Raw genomic sequence first — 17368 nt, forward strand, 5'->3', positions numbered from 1 at the left:
TTCAACCCTTCAGCTATAAGAACAAAAAAACGGGACAGACCATTATTAGCCGGCTGTCCTGTTTTTTTATGAAAATTTAGCAAAATTAAAAATTAACGTTTTTATTCGTAGACAGCCCGAGGACCACCAATATATTTTGGTCGGGTTCTTAGCGCAGTGACATGTGCTGCTCCAAGTGTATTAGAGCTAGGACGTACGGGAACTTGAACATGTTTGACATGCATCCCAATAGACGTGTCCCCAATATCAATACCTGCTTGCGCCACGATATGTTCTACTTCAACTGGATCAGTAAATTGATCAAAAGCTGCTACTGAACATGCACCCCCGGCATGTAATGACGGCTTAACCGAAACAATTTCAAAATGATTCGCTTTTGCTACCTTGCGTTCAACCACAAGTGCCCGATTTAAATGTTCACAGCCTTGGACTGCCAAATGGATATTTAAAGGATCTAATATTTCTTTTAGTGTACGAATAACCCATTGGCCAACTTCAGCACTAGAATTTTTACCAATTACACCACCGATAATTTCGCTAGTAGAACAGCCTAAGACAAAAATATCATCCGCTTGTAAATTAGCAGTGGCTAAGACACTTTCAACCATCGCAGTTAATTGTTTTTTTAACTCATTTTCAGTAATTTGGCTCATTTTTTTCACCTCTGATTTTATTATCACCAAAAATAAAAACATTGCAAGTAACTCTTATTAGTATCAGAAAAATCAAACAACATGGTAAAATAAAGAGTAAGGAGGGGATTACGATGGAAGAAACGGTTTTTTTCAATCTTGGGAATGCCATTGCATCCAACTTTGATACCAAAGAACTAGCCCGTACCGCCCAAATTGAGCAATCAAAAGATTTGAAACGGCGGGGACTCGTTATTGCTACAGATCTTGATTCCGGGGAACATTTTCTTTTTTATGCCGATGATGTAAAAGAGGCAGATCCTACTACAAAAGAATTTAAACTTCACGATAAACTGTAGTTTTTATCTCAGTCTTTGACAAGCTTCTAGCTTCATGTTAGGCTTTACGTAATACCATCTGGATATAAACAAAAGCGGCGGATGAATTTTATCTGGCGCTTTTTATTATGAGAAATGAGGATTCAACCATGTTACGCTTAGAAAATATTACCCAACAATTTGGCGATAAAGTTTTATATGAAGACGTATCTGTCCAAGTTAATCGCGGCGAACACGTCGGATTAATCGGCCGCAACGGAGCAGGAAAAAGCACCTTAATCAAAATTATCACCGGTGAGATTTTGCCTGATGACGGGCACGTTAACTTTCCTAAAAATTTACGTTTAGGTTATTTAGATCAATATGTTGGTGTAGATGAACACTTAAGTATTCGAAAATTTATGCAGACTGCTTTTAAGGAAGAATTTGAAAAAGAAGCGAAAATAGCAAAACTTTATGAAGACTATAGCGAAAGTTTTGATGACCGCTTATTAGAGCAGGCTGGTCGCTTGCAAAACGAGTTGGATCAAGGTTCTTTTTATCAAATGGATACCTTAATTGATGATTTAGCTACGGGACTGGGAATTAACGTATTGGGAATGGATAGTCTTTTAAAAAATTTGAGTGGCGGACAGCGTTCAAAAATTATTTTGGCCAAAATGCTGTTAGAAAAACCAGACTTGTTAATTTTGGATGAACCGACAAACCATTTAGATGATAATCATATTCAATGGTTGACACAATTTTTACAAGACTTTGATGGCACTTTTGTCGTAGTATCCCATGACCAAGTCTTTTTAGATGCGATTACTACTCATATTATTGATATTGAATTTGGCAAATTAACCAAATACACTGGAAATCTTAATCGATCATTGAAGCTAAAGGAACTCCAACAAGAAACTTATATGCGCCAATATGAAGCCCAACAAGATCACATCAAAAAAACAGAAGCCTATATTCGCAAATACAAAGCCGGTTCTCGTTCTACAATGGCCAAAAGCCGGGAAAAACAGTTAGCAAAAATTGATCGTCTCACGCCGCCAACAGATGCACCAAAACCTCATGTAACCTTTACCTATGCCCCAATTGTAACAACTTTGGCTCTAGAGACAGCAGAACTTGTTATCGGCTATGAAAAACCATTGTTAGCACCAATTGATTTGACGATTCGAGCCGGGGAGAAGATCGCTTTGCGCGGATTCAACGGGATCGGTAAATCAACCCTAATTAAAACACTGTTAGGGCTTATTCCAGCCCTCAGTGGCGAATTTCACTTTCCGCAGCATACAAAGATTAATTATTTTGAGCAAGAATTAGCTTGGGAAAATCCACTAGCAACACCTTTACAGTATTTAAGTGACAAATATCCAACAATTAACAACAAAGAATTGCGACGTTACTTATCTCGTGCAGGCTTAACCAGCCAACATGTCCAAGAATCATTAAAATACTTAAGCGGTGGCGAACAAACAAAAGTTAAACTATCCGAAATGATGCTGCCAAAAAGTAACTTCTTATTTCTTGATGAACCCACCAATCACATTGATCAGGCTTCAAAAGAAAATCTCCAAGAAGCTTTAATTGCTTTTCCTGGTACGATTGTCGTCGTTTCCCATGAAGCAGAGTTTTATGAAGATTTTGTCGATCGCATAATCGAATTAGAAAGTTAAATTAAAAGCCTACACAGGGTTAGTTCCGCTGTTTAGGCTTTTAACTTTCAAAAAAGTGGTCTTTTAGAAAAGCCACAAATTTTTTAGTGGTGTAAATACCTTGTTGCTATTTCATTTTTCGCGCGATTTTAAAACTTTGCGCTAGCATCGTGATTTTCTTCACTGCCTATCGCGATTGTGCTACAGTTAAATAAAAGGGAATAATTTAGGCGAAAAAGGAGAAAAATTTTGCAGCTAAAATCAGAAACATCGCCCATTACGATTAAGAACATAACAAAAACAGAGTTAAAGGAGCTATGGGAGTTAAGCTACGGGCCTAAAGCAGATTTAACCTGGAAAAATTTTGATGGTCCTTATTTTAAAGACCCCATTCTTACTTGGGAAGAATATCAAAAGGGATTTGGCAAACGGCTTATAACAGATGAAAATGCCGGCGTCATTTTTTATGGAGCTGAAATGCTGGGTGTGGTAACGGCCTATTTTGAAGACGGCTCTTTAAAAAGATGGCTGGAATTTGGGATTTCGATTTATCAACCTAAAAACTGGAATAAAGGCGTTGGACAGGTAGCTGTCACTTTATGGATTAACTATTTATTTGCTCTTTATCCTAAAATTGAACGGATAGGGTATACCACCTGGTCAGGAAATGGTGCCATGATAGCATTAGGTGAAAAGCTGGGGCTGAAAAAAGAAGCGCAAATTCGAAAAGTGCGCTATTGGCAAGGTCAATATTGGGATTCTATTAAATATGGAATTTTAAGAACAGAACTTCAGTCATTGGAAAGGGTTTAAGGTTATGAGTAAACTAATTATTTTACGGGGGAATTCTGGCAGTGGCAAAACTACAGTCGCCAAAGCATTACAACACAGCTTTCCGCAAGGAACTGTCATGTCTATTGGACAAGATGAAGTAAGGCGAGATATGTTAAACATCAAAGATGATACTTCTAATTTGGCTGTTTTAGCAATTGAAACCCTCGCAATTTTTGGATGCCAACATTATCCTATCGTAATTATCGAAGGAATTTTAAGTCGAAAGAAATATGGTCACATGCTTGATAAACTGCAGGAACTTTTCGATCAGACACATTGTTATTATTTTGACCTTTCGTTTGAAACAACTGTTTCACGCCACCAGCAACGAATACAAAGATTTTCTTTTTCCGAGATCAACATGGCTAACTGGTGGTTAGACAAAGATTATTTGAAATTTGAAAATGAAAAAATGATTGGTCCAGAAATGTCGCAAATTGAAATTGTTAAGCTGTTACGCGCCGATGTTTGGGAAAATTGATAAAAATTTTTTAGGGAGCTTTAAAACCGTCAGTTCCTCTGGTTTATAATTTCGTAAGCACCGTCATTTAAATTACTCAGTTAAAATTCATCGTAAAGTCGTAGAGTATAGTTTGAAAATTAGCACTTAGCAGAGTGCTATAATTTGAGGTTGTCTTTTAGGAAGTGTGGTAAACTGGCTTTGAAGGCGATAGGAGGTGCCATAAAAATGACGGAAGATTTTTCTTTGCATTATGCCAAAAAGAATAAGAAAATCTTAATTTCTTCTATTACTGAGGGGAAAGATATAGAAGAGGAAAAGACTGCCATTTTTATGGCGGGAAGTCCTGGAGCTGGAAAAACTGAGGTAGCACAAACTTTGATGGCGTTAAATAATAATCTATGTATAATTGATGCAGATAAGTTTCGGGCTTTATTTCCTGGTTATATTGGAAATAATTCTGATGAGTTTCAAAGAGGCGCGGCTCTTTTGGTAGATGCGGCTCTCGATCTAGTTCTAAAAAAGGGGTATAGTTTTATTCTTGATGGTACTTTTGCAACTGCTAAGGTAAATCAAAACATTGAACGAGCGCTCAAAAAGAATTATAATGTTCTTGTCTATTATGTTTATCAAGATCCGTTTATCGCTTGGGATTTTACCAAAAAACGAGAAGTGGTTGAAGGCCGATTTGTTCCGAAAGAACGTTTTATCAATGCTTTTTTCCAATCACGGAAGAACTTGATACACGTGAAAGAAGAATTTCAAGAACGAGTTACAATCAATGTCTTGGTGAAGGATTTTCAAAATACGATTTCTGATTTTCTAATGGATATTGATAATATTACGTTGACATTACCGATTAATTACACAAAACACGGATTGGAGGAGGAGTTACATGACTGAAAAAGAAAAAGTTGAAAAAATTATGGCAAAGTACGATCGTAACTTTTCTAAATTACAAAAGAATGCTTCTGCAAAAGAATTGAAAACAGTCTTTAAATTTGTAGCAGATGAATCCAACCGTAAGCAGCGTGAATTGATTGGCTTGGACAAAGAAAAATGAATACCTAATTAGGATAGTTAAAAAGCCAAGAAAAAATGTTCTTGGCTTTTTTTTACCTCAAGGATCTTGATTCAATACATGCTTTGTCAATAGATATGTTATGCATAAAAAGCTACTTTATTCCCAATAGCTGTTTAATTAAAAGTATGCTCTAAACAACTTTAAAGAATAAAATGGAGATGCCGACTTTAGAAGATAAGATTTAAAATATAAACACTATAAATTAAAGACCAATCTTTAATTTTTTATCTAAAAAATAAAGATTAGTTTTTTTACCTCATGGCTATGACAAATTAATCGCATCTATAGTCTAATATGGTATTGTAAAAGAAAGCCTTATCATTTAAAAGGAGATTTTCAATGTTAAAAAAAATTGCCAGTAATATCGGATACACACAACTTGTATACGATCGTTTCAACAAAAAACTAAAAACAAATTATACTCCGAGCCAAATCGAGAAACTTGTTCAAGTGATTTTGCTAGCAGCAGACACCGAAATTACCCAATTAGGGAAAAATTATTATGTCTGGCAACCAGCAAGAAAAATTCAATTAACGATTAATGCCAACAATTATCGCTTAATTACTGCCGATTCTGCTAAAAAAATTCCAGCACAAAAAAAGGCAGCCGAAAAATCACAATGGTATCAAAGAGGCGCTAAAGCAGTGCATCTCGTCTATTTGAATCGTGAGGCAGAGGAACTACCAAAACTCTTATCTGGCGAAAAAACGATGATTATTCGTGGTGCTGCTGGCAGAAAATCGCCTTTAGGGGGTAGAGCAAGAGCGGGGGAGGATATTTATTTTGTCGAAACTAACAGCAATCTAGTGGTAAATTATCGTGCTGTGATTAAAGCTGTGATTGAGTCTGAGCAGATGACTCCAGAAGAATCCGCTTCTTTTGTAGAAAATTACGCCAATCAACTTCAACTCTCAACAAAACAAGAACAACGCTGGACTGGAAAAAAATATCTAGCGGTTTATGAAATTGCAAATTTAGAAAAAATCGATTCTTTTTACTATAAATGCAAAAAAAATATGGATGACTGGATTATTACGGAAGATATCGCTACGATTTCAGAATGAAAATTTACTAATAGCAAAATAACTTTCTTTGAGTGATCAAAAAGTTGTTTTGCTATTTTGTTATCCAAATAACATTTTTGCAAACGATTTTAGCAAAATTTTGTCTTTTAAATGAAAGTAGTATTAATTGTTGGTGAAACTGTGCTAAATTCATTATTTTAGTAGTTGAGAATTCCTTTAAAAATAACTATGATATAGAAGTTGCAATTTATTATTTAAAGGAGTTTTTTCATGAGTCAAAATCAAAAACAACTGCGGTGGTTCACCGTTGGCTTAATTGCCTTTAATATGGTTTGGGGTTTAGGAAATGTTGTAAATAACTATGCCCAACAAGGAATCTCTGTTGTTACTTCATGGATTCTTATCTTAGCACTTTATTTTATTCCATATGCTTTAATTGTCGGTCAGCTGGGCTCGACTTTTAAAAACAGCAAAGGCGGCGTCAGCTCATGGGTTGAAAATACCTCAACAAAACGCTTAGCTTATTATGCGGCCTGGACATATTGGGTCGTGCATATTCCGTATCTTGCGCAAAAACCGCAAGCAATCTTAATTGCGTTAGGTTGGGCTGTCCAAGGTAATGGAGATATGGTATCAAGCATGTCAATGACAACTATTGCACTTTTAAGTTTAGTTATTTTCTTGCTGTTTTTATATTTATCGACAAAGGGATTAACAACATTAAAAGTTATTGGCGGTTTGGCTGGTACGGCGATGTTTGTGATGTCAATTCTGTTTATCTTGCTAGCAGTAGGTGCGCCGGCTGTAAGTAAAGGTATGGAATTTGCGACCCCTGACATGGGAAATATTAAAACATACATTCCAAAATTTGACTTCTCTTATTTTACAACCATCTCCATGTTAGTTTTTGCCGTAGGGGGAGCTGAAAAAATCTCGCCTTATGTTAACCAAACTAGAAATCCTGCCAAAGAATTCCCGCGTGGTATGTTCTTATTAGCTGGTATGGTAGGGGTTTCTGCAATTTTAGGTTCTGTGGCTATGGGTATGTTGTTTGCTAGCAATAATATCCCAGCTGATTTAATGCGTAACGGGGCTTACAGCGCATTCCAACAACTAGGTAATTATTACGGTGTTGGAAACTTATTAATGATCATTTATGCATTAACCAATACAATTGGCCAAATTTCAGCGTTAGCTTTTTCAATTGATGCGCCATTACAAATCTTATTGGCGGACGCAGATCCAATGTTTGTGCCAAATTGGTTAAGAAAACGTTCAGCCAAAGGTACTTTAGTTAATGGTTACTTATTAACTGGTATTTTAGTTAGCGTCATTATCTTATTGCCAATTTTAGGAATCGGTAATACAGATGAGCTAGTAAAATGGATGACTAACCTTAACTCTGTCGTAATGCCAATGCGTTATTTATGGGTATTCTTTGCTTATATGATGTTAAATAAAGCTTGGAAAAACTATCAATCCGAATATAAATTCTTAAAAAATCCAAAACTTGGCTTTATCGCGGGTACATGGTGTTTTGCCTTCACAGCTTTTGCTTGTGTCTTAGGAATGGTTCCAAAATTGGATTACGCAACAAATCCAAAAGCTTGGTGGTTCCAGTTAATGACAAATGTCTTAACACCGATCGTTTTAATTTTATTGGGCATGATTTTACCAACAATTGCCCGTAGAGATAAAAATAAAACAGCACTGCCTGAATTAAAAGAAGTTTAAAAACAAAACCTGCTGACTATTTAGATAGTTAGCAGGTTTTTTAGTCTACAAATCGATTATAGTGTATTCAAAGCCAATTGCGTTGACAAACTTTAAGACATCTTTAGTTGATAGGAAAATTGTCTTCGTATTGACGTTTGGATGAAAACTCATTTTCTTTTTGTCCAAAATTTCTGTATCAAAAAATACTTGAACATTTTTTTTGGTATTATTTAATAAACCAAACACCGAAACCACACCTGGAGGGAGTTGTAATTGCTCCATTAGGCTATCAGTAGAAGCCATTTTGATCCGATTAGCGCCTACAATCTCTTTAAACTTATCCATATCTAAACGTTTTTCATCGTCCATAATCAGTAAATAATAGGCAGTTTTCTTTTTATTCGTTAGAAACATTGATTTTGTACGGACACCTTCAATTCCAGTAATAAAGCTGTCGGCCTCCGCAGTTGTCAAAGCAGGAGGGTGTTCCACTATTTCAAAAGGGATCGCCAAAGCTTTAAGCGTTTCTTCAACTTGCAAAGACAAATTCATTTTATCCCATCCTTTCACTTTACCAGTACTATTAAACTTCATTTTAGCACAAATAATCAATTAAATGGTGCAACAATTGCGAAGATAAAATGTAAGAGGGGGGCTATAATTAAAAAAAAGAATTAACAAAGCCACTTAAAATTTAGGTTTTAATACGTTGGAATTTTCTGCTTGGGCACGTTGGGCATAATGATAATTTGCGTTATATTATGAAATTTCATCTTGAAGCGTCTAACAAAGAAAAATAGCTAAGCAGCAGACACAGTTGCCTCTAAGCGAGTTTAACAGCGTACCTAGCAAGATTTTATCGAGTACAAATTGAGACATTACGTAGCAATCAAAATACCAAACAAAACTAGTTGACCCACGATGATTACAATCACGCATTTAGTAGAAATGTATCCCCATGGTGTGAGATCAATCACATGTGACTATGAAAACGAATTTTTAAATCAATTTGAAATTGGACTTATTGAGGAAAAATTCGATCGTAAAATATATTATGTATGTTTTAATCGTGTGTGCTGCAGGAACGCGGATCTGACCTGACGAAAATCACAACGGATTACTTAGCAAATATTTCCCAAAACCGTCTGATTTTAAAAATATTTCGCAAAATAAAATTGATCAAACTGTGCAAAGGATGAGAATTTAAAGTTACGAAAAATTTTTAAACAGAAATCTTCTCAGTACAAATTTAATTTCGAGTACTCGGAAGCTTTCCAGAAACAATCAAAATAATTTTACCGCGAACAATATTATACAATCATAAAAAATAAACATGGATTAATAGACCTAATCATGGGTAATCATTATTTGATTATGATAGCTAAGGCAGATGTTGCGCTTAATTCTAACATACACTTTTGAATATTAACTCCTGAATGCCAAAATAAAGTGCAACACTCAGCAGATTCTTGTTGGGTGTTTTTGTTATCTAATAGGAGCTATAATCAAAAAGACAGAAACGCTTGACGACAAATAGACATTCATCTATATTGTATATAGATAATTATCTATGTGTTAAAATAGGAGGATTTTCCATGGAGAACTATGAACAATTAGCAGTGATTCTTAAAGCTTTAGCTGATCCAAAACGATTAAAAATTGTAGAATTACTTTCCGCCACAGATTCACTTTGTGCCTGTGACTTGTTGGAACACTTTGACTTTACTCAGCCAACTTTATCTCATCATATGAAGCTGTTGGAGAAAGCAGGTATTGTCAGTGTGACGAAGAAGCGTCAGTGGAGTCATTACGCTTTGCAAGAGGAATTTGTTGAGGAGTTTCTATCCTCATTAAAAGAATTTCTTTTACCAGAAACTTCCATCCGCTACTAAACCATAAGGAGTCTTTTGAATGAATAACGTATACACCGAAGTAAAAGAAAAGTCTGGCATCAGTTTCTTTGAGAAGTATCTAACTGTCTGGGTGCTTCTCTGTATGGCAGCTGGTATGCTAATCGGGAAATTCTTACCAGGAGTAGCTGACCATCTGGAAAGCTATCAAGTCCTAAATACCAATATCCCGATTGCCATTTTAACGTGGGTCATGATTTTTCCCATGATGATGAAAATTGATTTTAAATCCATTCTAAATGTGCGTAAAACCTACCAAGGAATCGTAATTTCCAGTATTACGAGTTGGTTAATCAAGCCGTTTCTAATGTTTGGCTTGGCAACATTTTTCTTTTATGTTGTGTTCAGTAATTTTATACCGGCTGATTTAGCGAAAGATTATGTAGCAGGGGCAGTATTATTAGGGGCAGCACCTTGTACTGCAATGGTATTTGTTTGGTCAAATCTAACAAAAGGTGATCCCGCACATACCTTGGTACAAGTTTCCATTAATGACTTACTAATTATTGTATTGTTCGTTCCGATTGTCTCTTTTCTTTTGGGCGTAAACAATGTATTTGTACCTTGGAATATCCTCTTTGCCTCAGTTTTACTCTTCGTGTTGGTACCATTAGTAGGCGGAGCACTCACACGCTATCTCATGATTAAGAGAAAAGGGATTGACTACTTTAACCAACAGTTTTTGCCTAAATTTGATTCCATTACAACGATTGGGCTTTTATTGACGTTGGTGATTATCTTTACCTACCAAGGAGATATTATTCTAAATAACCCAGTCCATGTCTTGATGATTGCGGTGCCGTTAGTGTTGCAAAATATCATCACGGCAAACTTTGCTTATTTCACTTGTAAGTGGACAAAACAGCCACACAATGTAGCAGCACCAGCGGCTTTAATTGGAGCTTCTGACTTCTTTGAATTGTCTGTGGCGGGGGCAATTACTTTATTTGGGGTAAATTCACCTGTTGTTTTAGTCACAACGGTGGGCGTTTTAACAGAAGTACCAGTAATGTTGTTATTAGTAAAAATGATTAACCATACAAGAGGTTGGTTCACAACGAAGGGAGATACAAAATGAAAAAGATCTATTTTTTATGTACAGGCAATTCCTGTCGCAGTCAGATAGCCGAAGGGTACGCAAAGAAATATTTGAATAGCAAATGGGAAATTCGCAGCGCAGGTGTGGAAAGCCACGGCTTAAATCCTAAAGCAGTAGCCGTGATGAAGGAAGCAGGGATAGATATTTCTACTCAAACTTCGGATTTAATCGACTTAGATTACTTTAATCAATCCGATATGATTATCACCCTCTGTGGCGACGCAGCAGACAAGTGCCCAATGATTCCAAAAGAAAGCACCCATCTTCATTGGGATTTAGAAGACCCAGCAAAAGCTGTGGGAACAGAAGAAGAGATTATGACTGCTTTTCGTAATACACGAGATGAGATTGAAAGACGAATGATTGAACTGGCAAAGCAGCTCAATGGGTAATTAAAGGGGCGGAGTAAATTATGTGGACGTGGATTAGTGACCAGTTGTTAAAAATGGTTTGGTTAAATGAATTGATGGGGAAATTGGTCGAGTTGTTTGGTCTCTCCCTTGACAGTAAGGTTGGTGCAAGTCTCCAGTTCTTTCTGTTTGATACAATTAAGATTTTTATTTTATTGACCGTCTTAATCTTTTTCATGGGGTACATCCAAACCTTCTTTCCACCAGAAAGAACCAAGGTGTTGTTGGGTGGCTTAAAGGGCTGGAAAGGGAACTTATTAGGCGCACTTTTAGGGACGGTAACACCGTTTTGTAGTTGTTCAAGTATTCCAATCTTTATCGGTTTTACAACAGCAGGATTGCCTTTAGGCGTGACTTTTTCCTTTTTGATTTCGTCTCCGATGGTAGATATTGCATCCATCATTATGTTAATGTCTTTCTTCGGTTGGAAATTTGCCATTGCCTATATTGTTTTAGGTTTAATTTTAGCGGTAGTAGGGGGCACGATAATCGATAAACTACACTTGGAGAACGAGATTCAAGATTATATTCGTGAGATGGAAGAGGGCCTCAGCCAAGTCGAAACATACACGATTAAGAAGCGATTGGCTTATGGTTGGGAGCAAGTCAAGGAAGTTGCAAGCAAAGTTTGGATCTATGTGTTGATAGGGGTAGGAATTGGTGCTTTAATCCATAACTGGATTCCAACTAGTTTTATTCAAAGCATTTTGGGCAATAACAATCCATTTGGACTTATTATCGCAACTTTGATTGGAGCGCCAATTTATGCGGACATTTTTGGTGTTCTGCCAATAGCAGAAGCGTTGTTCTCTAAAGGGGTTCCTGTAGGCACGCTTATGGCCTTTATGATGTCAGTTACAACCCTTTCTTTACCATCCTTGGTAATGTTAAGTCGAGTAGTAAAACCAAAATTATTAGGAATCTTTATTACCATTTGTGTTGTCGGCATTCTATTGATTGGTTTGATATTCAATAGTGTAGCTATATAAAAATTAAAGGAGATTGAAAACAATGGAAATTAAAATCGTAGGCCCAGGGTGCAAAAATTGTCAAAAACTGAAGGAAAACGTAGAAACAGCTGCCAATGATCTTGGCATTACGCCTTCAATCACAAAAGTAGAGGATATGGCTGAAATTGTGAAGTCGGGTGTCATGAAGACTCCTGGTCTCATCATTGATGATAAATTGGTAGTTAGTGGCCGAGTTGCAAAACCAAAAGAAATCAAACAGTTATTACAGGAAAAATGACCCTTGTCAGGAATGGAAGAACGCACACCAAGACTAATACTAAATCTGTTAGTCTCGGTGTGCGTTTAACTTTCATGTGTAGTTTGTAAGGAGGAATACCTTGTATGAGCTATAAACATCTAACACCAGAAGAACGTGGCAAGATTGAAGCATATCTTGACGAAGGGCTATCCCAAGCTGAAATAGCTAGAAGACTAGATAGAAACCGTTCAACTATCTCAAGAGAAATAAAACGGGGCAGCGAACAACGGGGTCGTAATAGCATTGCCAGACTCCGTTACCAAGCAACCAGTGCTCAAAATATTGCAAGAATGCGTAAACGTAACTGTGGTACGAAAACAAAAGCAACGATTCATAATACTCGAACCATCTTAAAATATCTAAATATGAAGTACTCACCAGAACAAATTGTAAACGCTGTACGAAGCGTGAAGGTGTGTAGGGCAACAATATACAATTGGATTTATTCGAAGGTTATCAATTTCGATATGAAGAAATTACGACATTACGGAAAACGTTATAAAGTAAAGACGACAGGAGCTAAAATCCGAGTAGACCGTACATTTTTCGCAAATCGAACCATTGACTTTCGACCCGAGGCAGTACAATTGCGTACAGAATTTGGCCATTGGGAAGCAGATACGGTGGTTTCTAAGCGTGGTGTAGCAACTTGTCTAGCTACATTTGTGGAGCGTAAAACAAGGCATTACGTGGCCATAAAGATCCCTCATAAGACTGGGACGGATATGATGTTAGCAATCAAACGACTCATAGAATTATATCCTCAAGGTGTCAAATCCATTACCTGTGACCGTGGAACCGAGTTTGTGAATCAATTCAATATTGGGACGCTTGAAGATACGTTTGGTTGCAAAATTTATTACGCTAATCCTTATGCGCCTTACGAACGTGGTTCTAACGAAAATCATAACGGATTATTGAGAGAATATTTCCCCAAACCATTTAACTTTAAGAACGTTTCACAGCGTAAAATTGACGAAGCTGTATTTAGTATGAACACTCGTCCCAGAAAAGTTTTGGGTTGGAAAACTCCTGAACATAAATTCAAACTAGAATACGCAAAAGTAACATGAAAACTTACAATATTATGTTTCTTTGTTATAGAAAACACGTTCACGAACGATGTGCTTTAAATAAAATGAACGACATGGTATAATAGACTAAACCACGAACAATGATTGTGTTAAAACAATAGGTTGTTGCACTTAATCTCAACATTCGCCTTTGAATATTAACTTCGTATAATATATATTATGTAAACTAAAATGTAAAACTAATCTAATTTACTGATTATATTGCTACTTTTGCACTTCCCTGCCTAATTTTTAAGGCTGCATTTAAAAACTGTTAAATGCAGCTGCGCGAAATAACTTACTATAAAGAAATTTTTTGATCTGATACTGTCTCACGAATTTTAAAGTGCACTATTAATTTCAAACTGAATTTTTTATCTCAAATAAAATCATAAGCTGAAATACTCAAAATGATTATGTTTGATCCATTTACCTGATATGAACAATCATTTTGATTTAATGATCAAACTTCAAACGTTTCCCTGTTGCCTTTTTTAACATGGTCGTTATTGGGATTGCGATTAATGCGCCAAATGTGCTTTGGAATAGATTGCTTGGAATCGAGGCAATCGCAGCCCCAAGTCCATAAAGTAATCCTGTAGTTAAAGCGTAACCCACAACCATAATGATGACGCCCAAAACTAATCCTAATGACTTTAAAAATTTCTTTTGTTGGAAAAAATAACCAAATACAAATCCTTGTACGCCATGAATAAGTAGTGAAAACAAAATCCATTGTGGATAGCCCGCTAATAAATCGATAAATCCACCACTGATAGCACCGACAAAAAGTCCCGCTGTTGGACCTAATAATAACCCTGTAATCGCAATGCCGGCATCACACAGAGTTATAATGCCATTTGTACCCGGAATTGGAATTATAACAAGTAAAGAAACTGCACTTGTTAAAGCTGCTAAGACAGCATATAGTGTTATTTTTTTTATTTGCATTGTTTCCCCTCTCCTTTAACTTTAAGCTGGAAGATTATTTGATTTAATAATCGATTCTTCAAAATAAACACTGCCAAATTCTGCTGTCACCATCACGCCGGCTTGTATGCTTTTGTAAACATAACCTTTTGCATCACTTACGGCCTTTTCTAGCTTATCTTTAGTTAGACCAGCTGTAATTGCAGCAGATAGACTACAACCGGCACCATTAATTGTAATGGCCTTAATTTTTTGTGCCTGATATTCTACTATTTTCGTTTCTGGTAGTGCTAATAAATCAATAGCACGCTCTCCTGCAAGTCGCCCGCCACCTTTTATTAAGACAGCTGTTTTATACTCTTTTTGTAGCAGGATAGCTACCTCTTTCATTTCCTGCAAGCTGTTAATTTTTCTTTTGCTCAACGTTTCGGCTTCAGTTAAATTAGGTGTGATTAAAGTGGTCAAAGGAGCCAATTCACCACGAATTCCTGCTAAAATCTCTTTTTCAATCGCTGAATTTCCCTCTTTAAAAACTAAAACAGGATCTAAGATAATGGGGATATCGGGATGCTTTTGCAAAAATTCCTTAATTAAAGGAATAAATTCGGGATTTGCAATTAACCCAATTTTAATTCCACTAAAATTTACCTGCTCGATACTTTTTAATTGGGCTAAGAATACTTCTTTTGTAACGGGATGAATTGCTAAATTATTGTCAACAAGCGTGACAATAGAAGTTAAAACTGATATACCAAAAGTGTGATAATCACCGAATGTTTTTAAGTCCGTTTGTATTCCACCGCCGGCAAAAGGATCTGACCCACCAATCGTTAACACTATTTTTGTCATCCTCTTATCCCCCTTTGTGATTAAAAGTCTAGCAAACTTCCAGTGGGTTGCCCACAACCAATTGGCATGTTTTCAAACCAACCATTTGCAAAAAAATACCACAACAATTAAATTGAGTAGCGTAACTTACATTGCTTATTGAATTTCTCCTTCTGAAGGATTATTAGCAGAAAATTTCTATTTTATAAGAAGAAATTATTTGCTTGTTATTACTTCTGCAGTAAAAAAGTTTTCCTTTTTTTGATCGTTGCATCACAAGTACTTTTGCATTTGCAATTCACGTAAAAAAACCTCATCTTAGTTCTTTTAAGAACACTAAAATGAGGTTTGTGTATTACTCTTCGGTTTCTTCTAAATTAGTTGTTAATGCTTCTGTTTTTTTCAAGAGATAAATTTTACGAATATTAATAATCAATGTCTTAATTACCGCATAGACAGGAATGCAAATCAACATCCCCATGATACCAGAAACTCTACCAGCACCCAATAAAACTAAGATAATAGTAATAGGATGCACATTTAATGATTTCCCAAATAAAAGCGGTTTAATCAGATTCCCATCGAGTTGCTGGATAACTAGAATAGATAATGCTATGTACAAGGCTTGCCACGGTGAAATAAACAGCCCCACAATCACAGCAGGTACAGCGCCGATAAACGGACCGACATAAGGAATTATATTGGTGATACCGCAAATCAGGGCTAATAATAATGAATAGGGCTGCCCGAAAATTGTCATGGCGATAAAGCTCATAATTCCAATAATAAATGCATCTAATACTGTACTGCTAATATAAGCAGACAACGTATCATTTAACTCTCGAACCGTTTGTCGTAGTTCAGTGCGAATTGTCCGCGGGAAAAAATTTGATAGCGCATCTAAGAAACGATGACCATCTTTAAACATAAATAACAAAATAAAAGGTACCGTAAACAAGAGAACAAAAAATTTCGTTAAAATAGAAAAAATAGAAGATAAACTGGAAGTTACATTCACAATAATAAAATTAATAATGCGATTAATCGTAATATTGGCCGAATCCAGCTGTTGTTCTAAATTAAAATTTTTGAATTCATCTTGCTTAGCTAGTCCATCTAACCACTTAACTAATTCATCAGCATAAGTAGGTAATTGTTGTGTTAATTGGACTGTCTGCTCAATCAACTGGGGAATGACATTCATTGCGGTTAAAACAATAATGATGACTACGACTAAAAATGAAAGTAAAAAACCTAAGACTCGGGATAATCCACGCTTTTGTAAGAAGTTGACGATTGGGTCAAACATATAATATAAAAATCCTGCAATAAATACGGGTAATAAAACGGCCCCTACCATTTCAAAAACAGGTTTAAAAACTTCTGGCATTTGCCATAAAAAATAAACACCTATAATAACTAAGACCAATTCTGCGGTCCAATAAAACAATTTCGAATTTTTAAACGATTGCATAGCAAAACTCCTAATCCACTTAATAACTCTATTTTAGCATAACAATTTCTGAAATCGTTTTTTCAAGTGAAGATAATGTTAAAAATTTCGATTCTAATATCTTTCAAAGCCTTTTTTCCATCTGCTTGGAAACATTTAGCTAATTTATTTATTTTAAAGCAGCTAACTAGTGCGTGAGATCCTTTTGGTAAAGGTTCAACCAGCGATCAAAAATGTCTTTTTCTTCGCCGATTTTATGGTATCCGAATTTTTCATATAGACCTAAATGTTGCGTTGCGATAAATGTATGTTCAAATCCTAAAGAACGCGCTTTTTCCTCTGCTTTTGCAACAAGTTTTTGGCTAATTCGGTGTCCGCGATATTTTTCAGCCACAAAGACGACGCCAATAAAGGGCGTTAACGCTGTTTGTTTTAATATGTCTTTTTTTAACAGCGCGCAAAAACCGACCAATTCTTCTTTTTGCCAACAAATCAAGACATTTTCCCAATCAGTTAAAGCGTGATTTTTCATTTGCTCTGCTAAATGGGCCCCAGCTGGCCAAGGGACTTTTTCAATCGACAAAATGGCCTTATCCCACATCGCTGTCTTTGCTACCCAAGTATATTTCATTGTTATCATCTCCTGGGTTAAGA

The 17368-nt window shown here is 36.1% G+C and carries 20 protein-coding genes; 14 read left to right on the forward strand and 6 right to left on the reverse strand.

Annotation, left to right across the window (positions count from 1 at the left end):
* Positions 1–101: 101 nt before the first annotated feature.
* Positions 102–653, reverse strand: a complete 552-nt coding sequence (locus JZO76_RS03725) for a TIGR01440 family protein (protein WP_206902884.1) — start codon at positions 651–653, stop codon at positions 102–104.
* 113 nt (positions 654–766) lie between these two features.
* Between JZO76_RS03725 and JZO76_RS03730 the strand changes: the two genes are divergently transcribed.
* The 8 genes from JZO76_RS03730 (at position 767) to JZO76_RS03765 (ending at position 7760) form a co-directional block, all read left to right on the forward strand.
* Positions 767–991, forward strand: coding sequence for a hypothetical protein (locus tag JZO76_RS03730; RefSeq protein ID WP_206902833.1), 225 nt, complete (start codon positions 767–769; stop codon positions 989–991).
* Between the two features lie 128 nt (positions 992–1119).
* Entirely contained in the window at positions 1120–2643 is a 1524-nt protein-coding gene (locus JZO76_RS03735; RefSeq protein ID WP_206902834.1) for an ABC-F family ATP-binding cassette domain-containing protein, read from the forward strand.
* 228 nt (positions 2644–2871) lie between these two features.
* Entirely contained in the window at positions 2872–3435 is a 564-nt protein-coding gene (locus JZO76_RS03740) for a GNAT family N-acetyltransferase (RefSeq protein WP_206902835.1), read from the forward strand.
* Positions 3436–3439: 4 nt separating this feature from the next.
* Positions 3440–3937: an AAA family ATPase gene (locus tag JZO76_RS03745; protein ID WP_206902836.1), complete on the forward strand. Its 498-nt coding sequence runs from the start codon at positions 3440–3442 to the stop codon at positions 3935–3937.
* 207 nt (positions 3938–4144) lie between these two features.
* On the forward strand, positions 4145–4819 hold the full coding sequence (locus tag JZO76_RS03750) for a zeta toxin family protein (protein ID WP_206902837.1): 675 nt from the start codon (positions 4145–4147) through the stop codon (positions 4817–4819).
* A complete protein-coding gene (locus JZO76_RS03755) occupies positions 4812–4979 on the forward strand; it encodes a hypothetical protein (protein WP_206902838.1) in 168 nt (55 codons plus the stop codon). Before JZO76_RS03750 ends, JZO76_RS03755 begins: the two co-directional genes overlap by 8 nt.
* Positions 4980–5339: 360 nt before the next feature.
* Complete coding sequence (locus JZO76_RS03760; RefSeq protein WP_206902839.1) at positions 5340–6065, forward strand: DUF3781 domain-containing protein; 726 nt, start codon at positions 5340–5342, stop codon at positions 6063–6065.
* A gap of 231 nt (positions 6066–6296) precedes the next feature.
* Complete coding sequence (locus tag JZO76_RS03765) at positions 6297–7760, forward strand: APC family permease (protein WP_206902840.1); 1464 nt, start codon at positions 6297–6299, stop codon at positions 7758–7760.
* Between the two features lie 45 nt (positions 7761–7805).
* Here the strand turns inward: JZO76_RS03765 and JZO76_RS03770 are convergent, their stop codons facing one another.
* Entirely contained in the window at positions 7806–8294 is a 489-nt protein-coding gene (locus JZO76_RS03770; protein ID WP_206902885.1) for a prolyl-tRNA synthetase associated domain-containing protein, read from the reverse strand.
* A gap of 1043 nt (positions 8295–9337) precedes the next feature.
* Between JZO76_RS03770 and JZO76_RS03775 the strand changes: the two genes are divergently transcribed.
* From JZO76_RS03775 to JZO76_RS03800, 6 genes are all read left to right on the forward strand, one after another.
* Entirely contained in the window at positions 9338–9634 is a 297-nt protein-coding gene (locus JZO76_RS03775) for an ArsR/SmtB family transcription factor (protein WP_206902841.1), read from the forward strand.
* Between the two features lie 19 nt (positions 9635–9653).
* Positions 9654–10730 (forward strand): ACR3 family arsenite efflux transporter, encoded by a 1077-nt coding sequence (gene arsB / locus JZO76_RS03780; RefSeq protein WP_206902842.1) that lies wholly within the window; start codon positions 9654–9656, stop codon positions 10728–10730.
* Positions 10727–11143 (forward strand): arsenate reductase (thioredoxin), encoded by a 417-nt coding sequence (gene arsC / locus JZO76_RS03785; protein WP_206902843.1) that lies wholly within the window; start codon positions 10727–10729, stop codon positions 11141–11143. Before arsB ends, arsC begins: the two co-directional genes overlap by 4 nt.
* Before the next feature lie 20 nt (positions 11144–11163).
* A complete protein-coding gene (locus JZO76_RS03790; RefSeq protein ID WP_206902844.1) occupies positions 11164–12150 on the forward strand; it encodes a permease in 987 nt (328 codons plus the stop codon).
* 22 nt (positions 12151–12172) lie between these two features.
* Complete coding sequence (locus JZO76_RS03795; protein ID WP_206902845.1) at positions 12173–12409, forward strand: thioredoxin family protein; 237 nt, start codon at positions 12173–12175, stop codon at positions 12407–12409.
* 104 nt (positions 12410–12513) lie between these two features.
* On the forward strand, positions 12514–13503 hold the full coding sequence (locus JZO76_RS03800; RefSeq protein WP_206902846.1) for an IS30 family transposase: 990 nt from the start codon (positions 12514–12516) through the stop codon (positions 13501–13503).
* Between the two features lie 456 nt (positions 13504–13959).
* Here the strand turns inward: JZO76_RS03800 and JZO76_RS03805 are convergent, their stop codons facing one another.
* The 4 genes from JZO76_RS03805 to JZO76_RS03820 all read right to left on the reverse strand — a co-directional run bounded on the left by JZO76_RS03805 (position 13960) and on the right by JZO76_RS03820 (position 17345).
* Positions 13960–14454: an ECF transporter S component gene (locus tag JZO76_RS03805; RefSeq protein ID WP_206902847.1), complete on the reverse strand. Its 495-nt coding sequence runs from the start codon at positions 14452–14454 to the stop codon at positions 13960–13962.
* 21 nt (positions 14455–14475) lie between these two features.
* A complete protein-coding gene (locus JZO76_RS03810) occupies positions 14476–15282 on the reverse strand; it encodes a hydroxymethylpyrimidine/phosphomethylpyrimidine kinase (protein ID WP_206902848.1) in 807 nt (268 codons plus the stop codon).
* A 334-nt stretch (positions 15283–15616) separates the two neighbouring features.
* Positions 15617–16735, reverse strand: coding sequence for an AI-2E family transporter (locus tag JZO76_RS03815; RefSeq protein WP_206902849.1), 1119 nt, complete (start codon positions 16733–16735; stop codon positions 15617–15619).
* 166 nt (positions 16736–16901) lie between these two features.
* On the reverse strand, positions 16902–17345 hold the full coding sequence (locus tag JZO76_RS03820) for a GNAT family N-acetyltransferase (RefSeq protein WP_206902850.1): 444 nt from the start codon (positions 17343–17345) through the stop codon (positions 16902–16904).
* Positions 17346–17368: the final 23 nt, after the last annotated feature.

The sequence above is a fragment of the Candidatus Enterococcus myersii genome, from assembly GCF_017316025.1.
GTDB classification, from domain to species: domain Bacteria; phylum Bacillota; class Bacilli; order Lactobacillales; family Enterococcaceae; genus Enterococcus_C; species Enterococcus_C montenegrensis.